General features: G+C 54.3%; 15 protein-coding genes and 1 pseudogene. 11 read left to right on the top strand and 5 right to left on the bottom strand.

Features of this window, described 5'->3' with window-relative positions:
• Positions 1 to 4 precede the first annotated feature (4 nt).
• The 5 genes from B4B27_RS14340 (at position 5) to B4B27_RS14320 (ending at position 5151) form a co-directional block, all read left to right on the top strand.
• On the top strand, positions 5 to 1576 hold the full coding sequence (locus tag B4B27_RS14340; protein ID WP_290727359.1) for a fibro-slime domain-containing protein: 1572 nt from the start codon (positions 5 to 7) through the stop codon (positions 1574 to 1576).
• Between the two features lie 37 nt (positions 1577 to 1613).
• Positions 1614 to 2168, top strand: a complete 555-nt coding sequence (pth, locus tag B4B27_RS14335; protein WP_290727357.1) for an aminoacyl-tRNA hydrolase — start codon at positions 1614 to 1616, stop codon at positions 2166 to 2168.
• A gap of 83 nt (positions 2169 to 2251) precedes the next feature.
• Entirely contained in the window at positions 2252 to 3709 is a 1458-nt protein-coding gene (guaB, locus tag B4B27_RS14330) for an IMP dehydrogenase (protein ID WP_097035637.1), read from the top strand.
• 109 nt (positions 3710 to 3818) lie between these two features.
• Positions 3819 to 4487, top strand: coding sequence for a hypothetical protein (locus B4B27_RS14325; protein ID WP_173381990.1), 669 nt, complete (start codon positions 3819 to 3821; stop codon positions 4485 to 4487).
• Between the two features lie 19 nt (positions 4488 to 4506).
• Positions 4507 to 5151, top strand: coding sequence for a hypothetical protein (locus tag B4B27_RS14320; RefSeq protein ID WP_173381989.1), 645 nt, complete (start codon positions 4507 to 4509; stop codon positions 5149 to 5151).
• A 56-nt stretch (positions 5152 to 5207) separates the two neighbouring features.
• On the opposite strand, the gene B4B27_RS14315 is transcribed toward B4B27_RS14320, so the two are convergent.
• Positions 5208 to 5435 carry a hypothetical protein gene (locus B4B27_RS14315; protein WP_290727354.1) on the bottom strand — a complete coding sequence of 76 codons (228 nt, stop codon included), beginning with the start codon at positions 5433 to 5435 and terminating at the stop codon, positions 5208 to 5210.
• 139 nt (positions 5436 to 5574) lie between these two features.
• Here B4B27_RS14315 and B4B27_RS14310 point away from each other — a divergent pair, with 139 nt between their 5' ends.
• Together B4B27_RS14310 and B4B27_RS14305 are read left to right on the top strand one after the other, a co-directional pair.
• Complete coding sequence (locus B4B27_RS14310; protein WP_290727353.1) at positions 5575 to 7911, top strand: hypothetical protein; 2337 nt, start codon at positions 5575 to 5577, stop codon at positions 7909 to 7911.
• Positions 7912 to 7928: 17 nt separating this feature from the next.
• A complete protein-coding gene (locus B4B27_RS14305; RefSeq protein ID WP_290727352.1) occupies positions 7929 to 8714 on the top strand; it encodes an inositol monophosphatase family protein in 786 nt (261 codons plus the stop codon).
• Positions 8715 to 8787: 73 nt separating this feature from the next.
• Here the strand turns inward: B4B27_RS14305 and B4B27_RS14300 are convergent, their stop codons facing one another.
• Positions 8788 to 10332: an acyl-CoA carboxylase subunit beta gene (locus B4B27_RS14300; protein WP_290727350.1), complete on the bottom strand. Its 1545-nt coding sequence runs from the start codon at positions 10330 to 10332 to the stop codon at positions 8788 to 8790.
• 397 nt (positions 10333 to 10729) lie between these two features.
• Between B4B27_RS14300 and gdhA the strand changes: the two genes are divergently transcribed.
• Positions 10730 to 12079, top strand: coding sequence for an NADP-specific glutamate dehydrogenase (gene gdhA / locus B4B27_RS14295; protein WP_072801230.1), 1350 nt, complete (start codon positions 10730 to 10732; stop codon positions 12077 to 12079).
• A 254-nt stretch (positions 12080 to 12333) separates the two neighbouring features.
• The gene (locus B4B27_RS14290) at positions 12334 to 14358 is read left to right on the top strand and encodes a putative bifunctional diguanylate cyclase/phosphodiesterase (RefSeq protein WP_290727347.1); all 2025 of its coding nucleotides are present in this window, start codon (positions 12334 to 12336) and stop codon (positions 14356 to 14358) included.
• A 9-nt stretch (positions 14359 to 14367) separates the two neighbouring features.
• On the opposite strand, the gene B4B27_RS14285 is transcribed toward B4B27_RS14290, so the two are convergent.
• Positions 14368 to 15192: a TatD family hydrolase gene (locus tag B4B27_RS14285; RefSeq protein ID WP_290727346.1), complete on the bottom strand. Its 825-nt coding sequence runs from the start codon at positions 15190 to 15192 to the stop codon at positions 14368 to 14370.
• Positions 15179 to 15646: a transcription elongation factor GreA gene (gene greA, locus B4B27_RS14280; protein ID WP_173382864.1), complete on the bottom strand. Its 468-nt coding sequence runs from the start codon at positions 15644 to 15646 to the stop codon at positions 15179 to 15181. Before greA ends, B4B27_RS14285 begins: the two co-directional genes overlap by 14 nt.
• A gap of 101 nt (positions 15647 to 15747) precedes the next feature.
• On the opposite strand from greA, the pseudogene B4B27_RS14670 reads away from it, so the two are divergent.
• Together B4B27_RS14670 and B4B27_RS14275 are read left to right on the top strand one after the other, a co-directional pair.
• A pseudogene (locus B4B27_RS14670) lies at positions 15748 to 16233 on the top strand (DUF2062 domain-containing protein); the annotation flags it as partial.
• Positions 16234 to 16332: 99 nt separating this feature from the next.
• Complete coding sequence (locus tag B4B27_RS14275) at positions 16333 to 17577, top strand: DUF1015 domain-containing protein (RefSeq protein ID WP_349678266.1); 1245 nt, start codon at positions 16333 to 16335, stop codon at positions 17575 to 17577.
• Between the two features lie 105 nt (positions 17578 to 17682).
• On the opposite strand, the gene lexA is transcribed toward B4B27_RS14275, so the two are convergent.
• On the bottom strand, positions 17683 to 18333 hold the full coding sequence (lexA, locus tag B4B27_RS14270; RefSeq protein WP_173382866.1) for a transcriptional repressor LexA: 651 nt from the start codon (positions 18331 to 18333) through the stop codon (positions 17683 to 17685).
• Between the last annotated feature and the right edge of the window lie 294 nt (positions 18334 to 18627).

Here is an 18627-nt window from a genome sequence, read left to right as displayed (position 1 = left end):
TACCATGAAAAAACCTCGCAATTTTGTTCTTTCTGCTTTCGTTCCCCTTGCCATGTCGGCCCTGCTTGTGGCATGCAACGATAACCCGCAGAGGCCGCACGGCAATTACGGCGGCCCCAATGGCCCCGACGAAAACGTGAATCATGGGAGCAATCCCCAGAATGGCGGCACGCCTTCCAGCAGTTCCGAGACCGTCGTAAATACGGCCGAGGCTGGCGGTATCACGTTCGACCTGGTCATCCGCGATTTCCCGGTGACGCACCCGGACTTCGAGAATTTCTCCAGCGAATATGCGAGCAGGGGAGACTATAATTATTGCGAACTCAAGGGTGCTACGTCAGGGCTTTGTGGCGAACTGATTCTCAATGCCGGTTTGCCGGGGTACGATGCTTCCTGGTATGCGCTTGAAGCTTATCATATGACTTGCGGCAACGTCAACTCCAAGACGGGAGCCTGGATTGGCCAGGATGGACTGCCGAATGTGGCGAACCTGATGTTGCCGACTTACCTGCAAAGGACGACGGCGACAGATACGCTCAAGTATGGCGAATGTGCCGACAAAGAAGAATCTGGACGCACTCGTCATGGCTATGTGAAGGTGGCTGACGCGGCGGTTCGTGGCTCCAAGTGTGCCGATGTCATGTGGTCTAGTCCCGTGTACTACACTCCCGGCATGGTGCAGCCCTACCTTGCGTTCACCCCGGATCCCGAGACGGGTGAAATTGACATGCTCGACGGCGTGAAAATCCTGAAGGCGGGCGAACTCTGCGACAACCAGTTCTTCGACCAATGGTATAGTGACGATAATTCCTTTGCTAAGCGCACCAATACGGCTCTCGTGATTCCCTCCGATGCGTCCAATGCCTATTCTATCGATTACAACTACAGCAACGGCGGCTATTTCCCTCTGGATGTTGTCGATGCTGTTACTCTCAGTTTCAAGTCGGTGGCAACGAAGGAGAATGGCGGATGCACGACGGACCAGTGTGAACAGTGGGGGCCGCAGTCGCTTTCCATTACCTGTCCGCCGTACGATTACCAGTATGCGCCCGACCAAAAGGATGCGATGAACGCCAGTACCGATGCTCTCTGCGCGGCATGGCTTGTGAATGGCGGTCCTAGGTCTCCGGATGCGGCTATGGCAGCGGCCGGGGCTGCTCCTTATAATGTTGGCTTGCATCACCTCCGTAATTTCGGATTTACGGAAATGGGCTACGTGAAGTTCAAGTACCGCTCGGCAAACCAGGTTCCCAGTCCCGAAGTTTTCGAAATTGCAGGCGATGACGACATCTGGGTGTTTGTGGACGGCGTGCTGGCCATCGACCTCGGCGGAACGCATTCCCCGACGCCCGGCAGCATCGACATGTTTGTCCTTGCGCGGAACGGACACGGTTGCCATGTGGGTGAACCCCTGGCTGACTATTCGAACTGTGACGGTGTGACCGATGCGACCGGCTGGGCCGATGACACCTGGCACCATCTCCACTTCTTCCATGCCAAGCGCCAGACGGGCGAATCCAATTTCCTTATCCGGACGAACCTGGGCGAGGTCGCGTCTAGCCGCTACGCCCCGTAACGCTTTTCTCTAGGTTTAACCTTATCGGATCTGAATCATGTACATTATCGTCGGTCTCGGAAATCCTGGTACTCAGTACTCTAATACGCATCACAACGCGGGCTTTATGGCGGTCGAAAAACTTGCTGACCCGAACAAGGACTGGAAGAGCGAACACAAGGCGCTCACCATGAAGGTGAACATTGCGGGCGAGGAATGCCTGCTTGCTAAACCGCAGACCTACATGAACCTTTCGGGCGAGGCTGTTCAGGCCCTGATGACCTGGTACAAGGTAAAAGTGGACCACCTGCTGGTTTTCAGCGACGACATTAATTTGGACGTAGGCCGCATCCGTTGCCGCAAGGATGGCAGTCACGGTGGCCAGAACGGGCTTCGGAACATCATCGAGCACGTGGGCGACAAGTTCCCGCGCATCCGTTTCGGTGTGGGCAAGTGTCCGCCCAAGTTCGACCTTTCCAACTGGGTGCTGGCGAAGTTTTCGCCCGAGGACCGCCCGGTCTTTGAAGAGGCCATCGCGAAAGTCCCCGCGCTCGTGGAATGCTACTTTAAGCTTGGCATCGAAAAGTGCATGGAACGCTACAATGGCAAATAGTCTTTTTTTACGTATTTCTTTTGTCTTTTTGCTGGCCTCTTTTGTGTAAAATTGCTATATTCTATGCGCAAAAGAGGTAATTTATGAAACTTTTGCCAGAAGCTTTGACGTTTGACGACGTCCTTCTTGTTCCCGCTGAATCTTCTGTCTTGCCGGCCCAGACCGACGTGAGCACACAGCTCGCTCCGAATATCAAGCTGAACATTCCTATCATCAGTGCCGCCATGGATACCGTGACGACGGCTCCCTTGGCTATTTCGCTCGCCCTGCAGGGTGGTCTTGGCATCATCCACAAAAACATGAGCGTCGAAGAACAGGCCGAAGAAGTCCGCAAGGTCAAGCGGTGGCAGTCCGGTATCGTTGTGAACCCGGTGACCCTCGATGCGGACCAGCCGGTTTCTGCCGCTTTTGAACTCCGCGCCCGCAACAAGGTGAGCGGTTTCCCGATTCTCTCGAAGGGTAAACTTGTGGGTATGCTCACGAGCCGCGACCTGCGCACCGTGAGCGACATGAACGTGAAGATCAGTTCCGTGATGACGAAGAACCCGGTGACGGCTAGCCCGAAGGTGAGCCTCGCGAAGGCGAAGGAAATCCTCGCCGAAAAGCGCATCGAGAAGCTCCCGCTGGTGGACGCCTCCGGTGCACTGAAGGGCCTCATCACGATGACTGACATCTTGAAGCGCGAAAACAACCCGAACGCTAGCCTCGACAAGAACGGCCAGTTGCTCGTGGGTGCCGCTGTCAGTACTTCTGCCAACACTCTTGAACGCGTCGCCGCCCTCGTGGACGCCGGCGTCGACCTGCTCATTATCGATACGGCTCACGGCCACCACATCGGTGTGCGCAACATGGTGAAGACCGTCCGCAAAAAATACCCGAAGCTCACGATTTGCGCAGGCAACGTCTGCACTCCGGAAGCGGTTGCGGAACTTGCCAAGTGCGGCGCGAACATCGTGAAGGTGGGTATCGGTCCGGGTTCCATCTGCACCACGCGTATTGTTGCCGGTGTCGGTTACCCGCAGTTCTCTGCTGTCGTTGAATGCGGCAAGATGGCCCGCAAGGTTGGCGTGAAGATCATTGCCGACGGTGGTCTCAAGTTCTCGGGCGACATCGTGAAGGCTCTCGCTGCCGGCGGTCACGCCGTGATGGTGGGCTCGCTCTTTGCAGGTACCGAAGAAGCTCCGGGCGAAGTGATTCTTGCCGATGGCCGTAGCTACAAGAGCTACCGCGGCATGGGTTCCCTCGGTGCGATGAAGGCCGGTTCTGCCGACCGTTACTTCCAGGGTGGCGTGCAGGAACCGCGCAAGTTCGTTCCGGAAGGCATCGAAGGCCGCGTGCCCTACAAGGGCCCGCTCCGCGACACCGTTTACCAGCTGATTGGCGGTATCCATTCCGCGATGGGCTACGCCGGTGCTGCAAACCTCGACGAACTCTACAAGAAGGCGACTTTCGTGCGCATTACGGGCGCAGGCCTCCGCGAATCTCACCCGCACGATGTGACCATCACGAAGGAAGCCCCGAACTACCATACTGGCGACTAAGTTAGGACTGAGTTGTATACTCAGTTTATGGCTTTGTAAATAAACGACCCTGTTGTAGACAAACTACGACAGGGTTTTTTATATTTCGCATTCAGAAAGGTGATTATTTATGAAAACAAAGTTGTTTGTGGTTTTCCTGTTGTTCTTGCTTTGTGTCGGTTGCTCGTCGGAACGCCAGTTCCTGGATGCTGGCTGGACCCAGAAACCTGCGAAGATGAAAATCCTGGTTACGAAACCCACTGTTTCGGATGAAGAAACTTTACCCGACGTGATGGACCCGATTTCGGACTGGTTCAGGGAGAAGGTCGATCATGCCATGCAGTTCAACTCGAACGTTCCGTGCGTGGTGGAAAAAATTTCCAAGAAGAAAATTTCGCATGAACCGCTGAACATGAGCGGTGTCGAAGTCCAGATTCCGAAGGTCGAAGCGATGTCGGACAGTTTCGATATCTACATGATACTGGACAACGTCCAGATGGTCTTTTCGGAGAGCTCGAGGACCGTTGGTGGCTCTCCCGTGGGAGCGGTCATGGTTGTTCCTGCGGGTGGCGCCGCAATGGCCTCCGTTGCCTCCGCGGGAATCACGATCAAGGGTGAATCTACCGAGATTGATGCCGACTATGTCGTTTACGACGTGAAAAGCGGCAAGCGGCTTGCGTACGGACACCTCGAGGAAAGTGTTTTCCACGAGGAAATTGCGATGGAGCAGGGCTGGTACGAAAACGTGCGTCAGCTGATGCTGAAAATCCTAGGCAATACTCCCGTTACGCGTTTCTAGTTTTTATATTAGGAGTTATATGAATTCAATCAAACTTGTTCTTTTCTCGTTAATTGCAGGCATTATGCTTTCTGCCTGTAGCGCCCCCCGTTATTTCATAGATGAAGACTGGAAGGGTAAACCTCAACCCAAGAGTGTCAAGGTTGTCTTCACGATGCCCAAGGTGGTTGTGCCGGACGATTTGAGTGACGACTTGCCGGAGTATACGTCTAATTTTGCGAAGTGGTTTGGCCCGGAGTTGAAGCAAAATTTGATAACGAGGTCGCAAAACGGAACCCAGTATTCCATGAAACTGATCCAGCCTAACGAGGTAAGCTACAAGAGGCGTGAGTTGGCGGACAAGGATTTCATGGTTCCTTCTTTCGATCATATTCAGGCGGATGCCGACGTCTATCTCGTTGTGACAAATACCTGGATTGGTCGAGAACAAGAGGTCCGTTATGTCACTACTGCAAATGGAATGATGATGGCCACGACCTATTCCTATTTTACAATGAAATGCACTTATGCCTTCTACGATGCAAGAACGAAAAAGAATTTAGGCTATGGCTATGCACGGGGGAGGAACAGCTATATGTTCGCCGTTACACGGAGCGACTGGGAAACGTCACTCCGGTACATGGTTGAGGATTTCGCTAAGGAAGCCCCGCTGTTTGTCCAGTAGAGTACAAAAAAAAACTATCCGCAGGGATAGGCTTTTTAGTTAAAAATGCCGTTGGGCTACATTTCCCAGCAGTCCTCGAATTCTTCCTTGAAAATGCCTTCTTCTTTTGCCTTTTGTGCTTTGGCATCAAGAATGGCTTTGTCGGTATCACAGACTCTGTGGTCGTCCACTGTTGTTCTGTAGCAGTATACCGGCTTCTGGCATGGCTTGGTGGAACCGCTGTCGCCGCAGGCGGTAAGGGCGAGAGCAGTCATGGCGAGTACGGGAATTAAAAGTTTCTTCATAAACATCCTCTTTAACTGGTTCTTAATCTATAATTTATTCGCATAAAAAGGACGTATATTCTTGAAAAAATTTGTTTTTTGGCCCTTTTTATGCCTAAAATGCGAATATTGTGTGTCATAAATTGCTACTTTTTGATTGATGAGGAAGATTTTCTCGACATTTTTTGCGTTTGCGGCCCTGTTTTTTGCCTTGGTCGCCTGTTCCGACGAAGAGGAAGGGACAGAATTCCTTTTTGACCGCGAAATCATGGAAATGAGCGTCCTTCGTAGCTGTGCCGACGAAGGGGACTCTTCGGCCTGCTACCGTATCCGCTACCATTATCCTATCGAACGTGAACATTATTCGGGCCTTGTCGTCTGGCTCGATACGTTTGTCGTCGACGACACCTCGAAAGCGGTTTCCTCCAAACAGATCGACAAGGCGACGCAATTTATCGAATATCCCAAGGGAACGTCGAGTTACTACGACACGCTCGACTTGACCGACCTTGTGCAGGAATACATCGGGAAATACGACAGCCTGCAGGTGGCTCTTTTCTGCAAGTATTCCGATGATAAGGATCCTGGCTCTGTCCAGCGCGTATTCCTTCATTTTGGCGATGACCTGCCGCCTTCTCGCGTGACGATATTTGATTCTGTCTGGACGAACGGGGCTCTTTTCGAATGGTTCCGTCCAACGGACCAGGTGGATTTCTACAAGCCGGCCGAGCTGTCCGGTGAAATTGTCGGCTACAATGTGGTTATCTATTCGGCAGACAAGAACGAGGACTTGCGTAACCTTAAGGTGATTCTCACCACGGCTGACGGAGTGGATTCTACGGGTTCCAAGTTCTATAGGCGCCATTCGCGAATCCGCGCGAATACGGATTCTGTCTGGTTCGATTCCGTGTCGCACACGGACAAGGACAAGAATTATCTGCGCCTGTCGATAATCGACGGCAAGGGCTTTGATGCCGATGTCGATTCGCTCAACCGTTTCCGCATGGTCATCAGGGGCCTGCAGTCCAAGTCCGAATACACGATTGGCCTGTCCGCCTGGGATGCCGCAGGCAATTCCTCCGGGACGGAAGGACTTTCTACGGTTGAAACTAACCAGCTCTTTATTACGACTGATTCTGTTGCTCCGGTGATGCCGACTCGCATCTTTATTCTTGAAGATTCCCTTTTCCCCGGAAAGGCGCGCCTCGACAGCAACAACCGGCTCCGCATATTCTGGAGCATGAGCGTCGATCCTTACGAGGTCAAGCACCCAATCAAGTCGGATTCCATCGTCCTCATTCCGGATACGTGTCTTTTTACGCTGTGCTATGATACGGTTCAGACTTATATCATCGAACGTTATAGCGCCCTGGACAAGAACTGGAAGATTTATGACGACACGACGCTTGCCGCAGGGCGGTTCTCCAAGCGCTATGCGCTAGATGGGGATACCATGGTGGCTTCCGCGACGGGGATTTTTGTGACTGATACCATCCGCTGGGTTTCCCCGGGGGACACGATTGTTTTCCGCATCCGTTCCAAGGACAAGTCCGGTTATTATTCCGCCGCGTTGGTCGATACCGTTTATGTCTCTCCGGGCGCGCACGCGTCTGAACTGGAATGTCCGGAAGGGTTTGTTCCTGTTTCCGTTTCTGATTCGTCGAAGTTCTGCATGGAAAAGTTCGAACACCGGAACGATTCCGGCGAATTCGTTGTCAACGTGCGGCACTCCGAGGCGGTTGCCGCCTGCGAGGCTGTTTCGGCGAGCGGATTCAAGGTGAGTCTTTGCAACGAACGCGACTGGGAGCTTGTCTGCCTCTCGGGTGGTTCGCTTTCGTATGGTGTATTGAACGAACTTTCTGTCGATGCGAGTTCCTTCCTTTTCGGCTACTGCAATGTCGGGACGAACGATTCCATCTCCGCGGCAGACATTTCCAAGCGCAATCCTCGCTGCGTGAACCCCGCCGGCATCCGCGACCTGCCCGGCCAATACCAGGAATGGGTCATCGGCAAGTCCGAAGATACGGTTGCCGTGGTGAAGGGGTCCAGCTTCAAGATCTATAACGGACTCGACCGTGAGTCGCTTGCCTACTGCACCAACCGTTCTTTCCCGTACTTTACGCGCCCGGCTTATTCGACCGATACGATTTTCCTGTACCGAGAAGGGACCAAGGTTGATACCTTGTTCCAGGCCGATACGTCTCGGACGCCTTACGAGAAGAAACCCTATTTGACAATGAAGGACTTCAAGGATACTTTGCAGTTCTTCGATGTCCAGGATTCGAACGGCAATTCCATCGGTACCGACTATGCGCTCTATTCCGAATACAGGAAGGGCGGCGACGCCTGGCTCGACACGCTTGCGAACGGACTCAAATATGTTCCGTCAGAAATCAAGGTGGTGTTCTTGACGGGCGAGAAGGTTCCTTTCCGCCTGGCGGCGTCTTTCTACAAGTCCACGACGATTGGATTCCGCTGCTGCGCTTATCCAGAATAAATTTTTAATCCCTTAAAATGTCCGAAATAGAAAAGTTTTTGTCTGTCGCCGAATCGCTTGCGAAGCGCGCCGGTGAACTCTGTCTTGAAATCCAACAAAACCTGGGCGATGTGCATTACAAGTCCAAGAAGGATGTGGTGACGCGTGCCGATATCGCAAGCGAAAAGCTGATTGTCGAGGGAATTCGAAGTGTGTTCCCGACGCATTGCATCCGTACCGAAGAGGCTGGCTTTATCGAAGGCGAGGACCCGCGCTACCTGTGGATTATCGACCCGGTCGATGGCACGGTCAATTTCAGTCGCGGCATCCCGCTCTGGGGCATCTCCATCGCGCTCCATTTCGAGGGCAAGCCGCTCGTGGCGGCGATTAACCTCCCGAAGCTCGGTGAACTCTATACTGCATCGAAGGGTGGGGGAGCCTTTATGAATGGACGCCCGATCCATGTGAGCCGCGAGGCGGATTCTGTCCATGCCATCGTAAGCAACGGCGATTTCAACGTGGGCGATGTCTCGAAGATTAACGAGCAGAATTCCCGCAACTTCGCACGCGAGGCAGAAGCCTTCGAACGTGTCAAGTGCCTTGGCTCTGCGGTTGTGGAGGGTTGCTTTACAGCCTGCGGCCGCATCGATTGCTTTGTGATGACCATGAGCTATCCGTGGGATATCGCAGCCATCGCGCTGATGGTCGAGGAAGCCGGCGGAATGTCGACCCGCATCGACGGGCAACCGCTCGAATTCGTGGATGCAGAACAGGCCGTCTTTACAAACGGCCTGCTCCACCAGAATCTGGTTGATATATTATAATAATTATTAGAATAGAATGCTCATCGAAGATGAGCTCCAGCCGCAAACTTGATTTGCGGCTGAATAGTTTTGTTTAGAGCGGGATGTTCCCGTGCTTCCTCCAGAGCCTTGCCTTCTTCTTGTTCTTGAGGTAGTCGAAGGCGGTGGCCAGGCGGTCGCGCACGTTCGCGGGCGAAATCACCTCGTCGATGTAGCCGTTCTTCGCGGCGATATACGGGTTGAGGTACTTCGCCTCGTATTCGGCAATGAGCTGCTTGCGCGTTTCGGCCGGGGTAGCGGAGGCGGCGATTTCCTTCCTATGAAGGATGTCGACGGCACCTTCAGCGCCCATCACGGCGAGCTGTGCAATCGGGAGTGCGAACACGTAGTCGGCACCCAGGTTCTTGCTGTTCATGGCGATGTATGCGCCGCCGTATGCCTTGCGGAGGATAAGCGTCACCTTCGGCACGGTCGCTTCGGCGTAGGCGTACAGGAGCTTTGCGCCGTGACGGATGATGCCGTTGTGTTCCTGCTTGGTGCCCGGCATGTAGCCCGGAACGTCTTCCAGCGTGAGGATAGGAATGTTGAAGCAGTCGCAGAAGCGCACGAAGCGGCTTGCCTTGTCGCTAGCATCCACGTCGAGCGAACCCGCGATGAAGTTCGGCTGGTTCGCGACGATGCCCACGACGTTGCCGTCCATGCGGGCAAATCCGATGACCACGTTGCGGGCGAAGTCCTTCTGGATTTCGAGGAAGCTTTCCTTGTCGGCGAAGGTCTCGATGACGTTGCGCACGTCGTAACCCTTCTTGAAGTTGTCGGGGACGATTTCCTCGATTTCCTTCGACTTGTCGACAGCCTTGGACTTCTCGGCGACGGGAGGCTTCTCGAGGTTCGACTGCGGCAGGTAGCTGAGCAGGTTGCGCACGGCTTCGAGGGTTTCCTTGTCGTCCTTACATACAAAGTGCGAAACACCGGACTTGGTGGAGTGCACGCCTGCACCGCCGAGGCCTTCGGGGGAGACCGTCTCTGCGGTCACGGCCTTCACGACGCCCGGGCCCGTGATGAACATCTGGCTCGTCTTTTCCGTCATGAAAATGAAGTCGGTAATGGCGGGGGAGTAGCAGGCGCCACCGGCACAGGGTCCGAGGATTACGGAAATCTGCGGGATGATGCCCGAGGCGAGCGTGTTGCGGGTAAAGATGCCGCTGTAGCCGTCGAGGGAATTCACGCCTTCTTCGATGCGGGCGCCACCGCCGTCGTTGATGCACACGAACGGGGACATGGATTCGAGAGCGAGGTCCATCGCCTGGCAAATCTTCTTCGCGTGGGCAGACCCGAGGGAGCCGCCGCTAACGGTAAAGTCCTGCGATGCCACGTAGACGGTCCTGCCGTTCACCTTGCCGTAGCCGGTCACGACGCCGTCGCCAAAAATGCGCTTGGATTCGGGCAAATCGAGGCTCGTAGAAACGCGGAGGGCACCGATTTCGCGGAACGTGCCCTTGTCAAAGAGGATTTCGAGGCGTTCGCGGGCGGTTAGCTTGCCCTGCGAGTGCTGCTTTTCGACGCGTGCGGCGCCGCCGCCCGCAATGGATTTTTCCTTGTATTCGTTGAGTTTCTCGAGATAAGACTTATCCCACATATTAGCTCCTGTAAAAAGGATTTTTACTTTTTTTTTGTTTCGCGCGTAAATGTAGAAAAATGTCTCGCTTACAGGAATATGTTTTAAAAATACCCGATAAGAAGCAAAAAAACGGCATTTTGCGTCGTCTGGGGATGCTTCTTTAGCATCTTGATTGTAAAATTTTGTTTTCGTTTGTGTGCGTTATATATTAAACTTACAAAAATGTAGTTTTTTGTCTGCCTGTGCCGTTAAATTTTATGAAAAATCAAACTTTTTAAAACTTGCAAAATACTAACTTACAAAAATGTAAGTTTTTGAAGATTTTTGCCCGTTTTTCACTATTTGTCATGCCCCTTTGCTATCTTTACAGACGTTAAAACATTAACAATCCAAACTCTCAACGGAGATATATAAAATGGCAATCAAGAATGCTTACCTTCAGAAGGTTTATGACAAGGTCGTCGCCCGTGATCCGGACCAGGCCCTCTTCCACCAGGCTGTCCGCGAATTCCTCGAATCCCTCGACCCCGTCCTCGAACAGGACAAGTCTTGGGAAACCAACGGCGTGATAGACCGCCTCGTCGAACCGGAACGCGTGATTACTTTCCGCGTACCTTGGCTCGATGACAAGGGTAACGTTCAGGTCAACCGTGGCTACCGCGTGCAGTTCAACTCCGCTATCGGTCCTTACAAGGGCGGTATCCGTCTCCGTAACGAAGTTACTCTTTCCATGCTGAAGTTCCTCGGCTTCGAACAGATCTTCAAGAACAGCTTGACCACGCTCCCCATGGGCGGTGGCAAGGGCGGTTCCGACTTCGACCCCAAGGGCAAGAGCGACAACGAAGTGATGCGTTTCTGCCAGTCCTTCATGACTGAACTCTGCAAGCACGTCGGTGCCGACACGGACGTTCCGGCTGGTGACCAGGGTACTGGCGCTCGCGAAATCGGTTACATGTTCGGTCAGTACAAGCGCATCCGCAACGAATTTGTGGGCGTTCTCACCGGTAAGGGCCTCTCCTACGGTGGTTCTCTCGCTCGTACCGAAGCTACTGGCTACGGCCTCTGCTACTTCACTCGCGAAATGCTCAAGGACCTCGCTAACGACTCCTTCCAGGGCAAGACTGTGGTGATTTCCGGTTCCGGTAACGTTGCCCAGTTTGCTTGCCAGAAGGCTACTCAGCTCGGTGGCAAGGTCGTGACCATGTCCGACTCCAACGGCTACATCTACGACCCGAACGGCATCAACCTCGACATCGTTCTCGACCTCAAGAACGTGAAACGTGCTCGTATCAGCGAATACGCCAAGCTGGTTCCGGGTTCTGAATACCACGAAGGTTCTAAGGGTGTTTGGACGGTCAAGTGCGACATCGCTCTTCCGTGCGCAACTCAGAACGAACTCGACCTCGAAGGTGCCAAGGCCCTTATCGCTAACGGCGTGAAGGCCGTTGCCGAAGGTGCTAACATGCCGTCTACTCCGGAAGCTATCGAAGCCTTCCAGAAGGCTGGCGTTCTCTTTGGACCTGCCAAGGCTGCTAACGCTGGTGGCGTGGCTACCTCCGGTCTCGAAATGTCTCAGAACTCCGAACGTCTCTCCTGGACCTTCGAAGAAGTGGACAAGAAGCTCGAAGGCATCATGAAGAGCATCTACGCCGCTGCTTCCTCTGCCGCTGTCAAGTACGGCCAGAAGGGCAACCTCGTGATGGGTGCAAACATCGCCGGCTTCCTCAAGGTTGCCGATGCCATGAAGTGGCAGGGCGCTGTGTAAGCGAGATTAAGTCGGGCAAACAAAGTTTGCCCTCCCGTTCAAGCTTCGCCTGAACGAAAGACTTTCTCAAAAGCCTCTGGCAAAAAGCCGGGGGCTTTTTTTTATTTGGGAGGGCAGCGCCCTCCCTTGTCTTATACTCCAAGTTGGAATACTTGAAATTGGAACGTGTTTTTGCTTACAAAAATATTTTGTTTCTATTGGGAATAATCCATATTGTACATTTTTGATTTAATTTTTTTATCATTGGTGCTGGAATGAAATTATTCGACGAAAACATCATATTGCGCTTCGCCCTTCTGTTCGCTTGCGTCCTTTTTGCGGCGTTTATTCCCGGCATCCTTGACTTTACCGACAATTACCTGATGCTTGTGCCCTATGTGCTTGCCATCGTGTTCCTTGCTTATGTGTCGATTTTTTACCGGTTCCCTACGGCGCTGAACCGGAAAAAAATTCGCAACGACATTGAAATTCCGAGTTCTGTCGAAACTGAACCTGTCCGCGATTTCGAGAAGGACCTCCACGAGCAGGACGAGATTTTCCAGATGATGATCGACGTCTCGCAGGATGGGTTCTGGACCTACAGCGTCCCGACGGGGAAGGTCTACTGGTCCAACCGCGTGGCGAAACTCCTGGGCGCGAAGGGCGGCCTCGAGGATTCGTTCTATGCGCTCAAGTCCTACATCATGGAGAAGGACTGGACGGAATTCAAGTCGGTACTTTCGAAGGCGCTTGCCGAAGGCGGCAATTTCTCGTGTACGCTGCGCCTCTCGTCGCGTCGAGCAAACGGATACGACCAGGTGGTTATCGCGGGCCGCACGCAGGTGGATGCCGAGAACAGACCTGTACGCGTCATCGGGTTTATCAGCACCGCGATGGACAGCAAGGCGGTGGAACGCCAGAACTACTTCTATGTGTACCAGGACGCCCTGACTGGCGTTTACAATCGCAAGTTCTTCCTCGAGAAGCTCAAGGCGGACATGGAAGCGGCTTCGCTCAGGCACGACAGCACGTTGGCGGTTGTCCTGCTCGATATCGACAGCTTCGGCTCCATCAATGCTTCCTATTCGATGAATTTCGGGGATAACGTCCTGCGGATTGTCTCTGAACGTATCAAGGCTTTCTGCAAGGAAGAAGACACTGTGGCGCGAATCGGCCCCGATGTCTTTGCGGTTATCCTGCACGATGTCGATCTCTCGGACAAGGAGACGGGGCTTCTCTCGACGGTCAAGCAGCTGCACAACAAGGTGAAGTCCCCGATCCAGCTCGACGGCCGCGACCTGTTCATCAGCATCTCGATGGCGGTGGTCGTGAATACGGATGCCGACTGCGTCGAGGATATCCTTGCGAGTGCGAATGCGGTTCTCCGTAACCTCAAGAAGAGCGTGAATCACGGCAGTATCCAGTTCGTGACGGGAGGCATCCGCGAGAAGGCGATGAAGCTCTACAGCCTCGAATACGAGATCCGCCGCGCCATCCAGTTCCAGGAATTCGTGCTGATGTACCAGCCGATCGTGGATATTGGCGCGGACAACGCGATTGTCGGCTTCGAGGCGCTGGTGCGCTGGAACAATTCGAAGCAGGGAATCGTTTCGCCGGCTGAATTCATCCCGCTGGCCGAAGAGACTGGCCTCATCGTTCCGATGGGGGCGCTTATTTTGCGCATGGCCTGCGAGCAGACTAAGAAATGGGTCGACATGGGATACGAGAATATCCGCGTGGCGGTGAACTTCTCGGCGCGCCAGTTCTCGATGGAAAGCATGGTCGACGACGTGAAGAAGATTCTCGCAGAGACGCACCTCAACCCGCGCAACCTGAAACTCGAGATTACCGAATACACGGCGACGTGCGAAGTGGAGAAGGCGGCCGACATCATGCGCTCGCTCTCGAACATGGGCCTCCAGATTTCTATCGATGACTTCGGCACGGGCTACAGCAGCCTCTCTTACCTGAAGCATTTGCCGGTGCATACGCTCAAGATGGACAAGTCGTTTATCGACCACGTGGCGGATGACGAGGAAGATGCCGCGTTTGCGAAGATGGTTATCGGTATCGCGAAGTCCTTGAACCTGAGCATTATTGCGGAGGGCGTGGAGACGGTGGAACAGCTCGAATTCCTGCGTAGGGAAGGCTGCCGCCAGATCCAGGGCTTCTACTTCAGCGAGCCTCTTTCGCCGGAAGATGCGCTCGACTATATGAAATTACATTATGCGGGGGATTCTGCCGTGGCTCCTGCGGCAGATGCTGCCGAGAGGGAACTGGCGCAGGTCGTGCGCGCCTAGCGTGTTGCCCTAGATCCCGTAGCAGTTGCGTGTGTTTTCGCGACAGTGCCTGTAGAGTTCCTCTATGGGCACGTCTTTTATTTCGGCGAGTTTTTGCGCGATAAAGGGGATGAGGCCGGAATGGCACGGCTTTCCGCGGAAGGGGATGGGCGCCATGTAGGGGGAGTCCGTCTCCAGGAGCAGGCGGTCGAACGGTACGAGGCTTGCCGCTTCGCGGACGTTCTGGGCGTTCCTGAAGGTGACGATGCCAGTAAACCCGATGTAGATTTCCGCATCGAGGGCGAGGAGCGATTCTGCGAATTCGGGGGTGCCTGTAAAGCAATGGATATGCAGCTTGTGGCCGCGGAGGTCGGCGTTTGACAGGACGGCAAGTGCATCGTCGTCCGCTTCGCGCAGGTGGAGCACGAGCGGCTTTTCGCTCTGGAGGCCGATTTGGAGGTGGCGTTCGAAAAGCTTGACCTGGGCGGCCTTCGTCTCTGCGCCGTAGTGGTAGTCGAGGCCGAATTCGCCGCAGGCGACACATTTGGGGTGGGCGAGGTATTCGAGGAGGCGGGCCTCGTCAGCCGCGGTTTCCGTTTCCACGTATTCCGGGTGGATTCCGTAGGCGGAATAAACGTTGCCGTATTTTTCGGAGAGCTCGCGGCCGCGGGCGAAGTCGGCGGGATCGCATGCCACATGGACAAAGGCTTCGGGAAGCGCGAGGCCGCTTTCGGAGGCGGCGGGGGAGCGGAGGCGCGCGAGGAGGGCCTCGAAGGTTTCTCCGGCGTGCCGCTCGTAGGAGTCGATGTGGCAATGGGTATCGATAAACATGGCGTCCACTCTAGTACGCGACATCCACGATTTCGTAGGTGATTTTGCCCTTGGGGGCCTGCACTTCGACGCTTTCCCCCTGCTTCTTGCCGATGAGGGCCATTCCGACGGGAGATTTCATGCTGATGCGGCCTTGGAGGGGGTCAATTTCCTTTTCGCCGACGATGCTGTAGGTCTTTTCGCGCTTCGTTTTTTTGTCTCGTAGCTTGACTGTGGCTCCGAATCGGATGGAACCGTCGTCTGGAGCTGCCGTTTCGATAATTTGCGCCCCGTCGAGGATGCGGTCGAGTTCCCGGAGCCTGCGGTCGATTTCGCGGACGCGCATGCGGCCGTAGGTATAGGCGGCGTTTTCGCTGCGATCGCCTTCGGCTGCGGCGGCCTGGACCTGGTTAATCATGGCCGGGCGTTCTACGTATTTTAGGTGTTCCCATTCGGCCTTGAACTTGTCGAATCCTTCCTTGGATATCAGGTGTTTCATGCCCCAAATTTAGCAAATTGTGGAGTTTCTTTTTTCTGGGTTGTTTCGTCATGTAAATTTTTCTATCTTGCGGTCTGAAATTTAAAAGATGTTAGGGAAAAATGGTTTTATCGAGAAGAAAGCAGGAATCAAAATACAAGAGGCTGAGTAGAATCTATTACAACCGTATGTTCCCGCGTAGGCAGGATGCGCTCAAGGTGGCGTGGTCCGTGTTTATCGGCGTGTTTATCGGTGTCTGGCCCACGATTGGTTTGGCCATTATTCTCACGGTTGCTCTTTGCGCTCTTTTCCGCCTGCCGAAAGTTCCGGGTGTCGTTGCCGATTTCGTTGCAAACCCGGTGACCCAGTTCGGCATATTCTACCCCTCGGGCTACTATATCGGTTGCAAGATTGTCGATCCCGACCCGATCAAGTTCGATTTTCTGGGCGAGTTCGAGCGCATGTCTGTCCGCAACTGCCTGGACATTGTCAAGAACCTCTGGGAAAATGCCGCCGGTCACCTGCTCGCCTTCATGATTGGTATAACCATCGTTGCCGCTATCACCGGATTTATCTTCTTCTTCATTGCGTATTTCGTTGTCAGTTACCGCAAGAAGAAGTGGATCGAAGGCAAGACCGGCTATATCCACAACCTCATCTCCGAGGACGAAGTTTTAATCAAGGAATCTCACAAAGGAAAGAAGCCCATGATGCACATCTACCCGTTCAAGGCCCTTCGCCCGGTGAACCCCGCCGAGGCCAAGGACATTTCCGCACTCCCTTACGACGTGATGAACCGCGCCGAAGCGAAGGCCATGGCCGAAGGCTTGCCGCACTCCTACCTGCGCGTGACCCGTGCCGAGATCGAACTCGACGACAGCGTTGACGCCTATGACCCGAAGGTCTACGCGCATGCCCGTGCGAACCTCGACAAGATGATTGCCGAGGGTGTCATCGCGCACGACAAGAAGGACTGCCTCTACGTCTACCGCCAGACGATGAACGGGCGCGAACAGTACGGACTTGTTTGCACCGTGCCTGCCGCCGACTACTTCAACGGCATTATCAAGAAGCACGAACTTACCCGCGCCGACAAGGAAGAGGACCGCCTCCGCCACGTGCTCGACACCAACGCCAATACCGGTCCGGTGTTCCTCACTTACCGCGACAACGGCCAGTTCGACCTGTTCGGTGCCGTTACCAAGCGCAAGCCCGTCTATGACTTCGTGAGCGACGGCGACGGCTTTGGCCACACCGTCTGGATTATCGACGACGATGCCGAGATTGCCGCCATCCGCAAGAGCTTCGAGGAGATTCCGGTGAGCTACATTGCCGACGGTCACCACCGCAGTGCCGCCGGAGCCCGCGCTGCAAGCTACCGCGCGGAACAGAACCCGAAGAACACGGGCGAGGAGGAATACAACCGCTACCTCGCAATCCTGTTCCCGAGCACGCAGCTCAAGATTCTGGACTACAACCGCGTGCTGAAGGACTTGAACGGCCGCACGCCGGAGCAGCTCATGGAAGAACTGGGCCTCGTGTTCGATATCGAGCCGCTCGCCGAAATGCAGCACCCGGCAAAGCAGAACCAGGTGAACATGTACCTGGGCGGCAAGTGGTACGCCTGCACGTTCAAGGACAAGTTCCTCAAGAACCTGGGCCCGGTCGACAGCCTCGACGTGGCACTCCTCCAGAAGCTCGTGCTGAAGCCGATTTTTGACATTGACGACCCGCGTACCTCCAAGCGCATCGACTTCGTCGGTGGCATCCGCGGTCTTGGCGAACTCGTGAAACGCGTGGACAGCGGTGAATGCGCCTGTGCCTTCGCGATGTTCCCGACCACGCTCGACCAGCTCATGAACATCGCCGATGCGGGCGAGATCATGCCGCCGAAGAGCACCTGGTTCGAGCCCAAGCTGCGCGACGGCCTCCTGGTCCATACGCTGGACTAAGGCTTGTGCCGGTTCTGCCGGATTGATGGGCAGGAAACAGGGTCAAAGCATTAAAGCCTCCGCATTGCGGAGGCTTTTGCTATAGTCTTGGTCTTTGGTCGGGGGTTAGTTCACCTTGCGCATGACACCGATGACACGGCCCGCGATGGAGAAGTCCTTTCCCTTGTTGACGACGATGGGACGGTATTTCGGGTTGGCGGGGCGCAGTTCGATATGGTCGGAGAGCGGTTGGTAATACTTTACGGTCGCCTCGTTGTCTACTTGGGCCACGATGATTTCACCGCGTTCGGCAGTCTTTTGTTGGCGGGCGAAGATGAGGTCGCCGTCGAAAATGCCTGCATTGATCATGGAATCGCCCTTGACGCGGAGCGCGAAGACGTCGGAGCGGCAGGCGAGGAAATCGCGGTCGATGGTGACCGTACCTTCGAGGTTCTGGACTGCAAGGATGGGCGTACCGGCGGCGACTCGGCCAACGATGGGGATTTCGATGGTGTTGCTCGGTGCCGTTTCGGCTGCGGAACCGTCGGTGTCGACAATTTCGATACCGCGGCTGAGCCTCGGGGCTCGGTTGAGGTAGCCCTTCTTGATGAGGGCGGCCAGGATGGAACGGACGCCGTTTGTCGATGAGATTTCAAAGTGGTTGCCGATTTCACGGACCGTAGGCGGCATGCGGTTTTCTTTGGAGTACTTCTTGATGTACTCGTAGATTTCCTCTTGACGGGCTGTCAATTCTTTGCGCTTGCTGTTGTTTTCCATATGGACCTCGCTATGGCTTGGTGTTTACCTACATAAATATAATGAACATTTGGGCAAATGTCAATAGGTTCACTGCACAAAAATGCAATTTTTTTATGACTTGCCGAAAATCACCACTTTTTTGGGGGGTGGGGGATACTTTACCATTGAATTTATATGGAACGAAAGAAAAAAATGTATATTTTTTGGATAGAAGGAACGAAGAGTATGTCTATCATTAGAAAAGCACCATTTGGTCATGTGGTAACCGCATTTCTGCAGTCATCCTCGCGCAGGCGAGGATCTGTGCGTCTT

The organism is Fibrobacter sp. UBA2449, assembly GCF_002342555.1.
GTDB lineage: Bacteria > Fibrobacterota > Fibrobacteria > Fibrobacterales > Fibrobacteraceae > Fibrobacter.
This window is presented reverse-complemented; position numbering and strand designations above follow the sequence as displayed.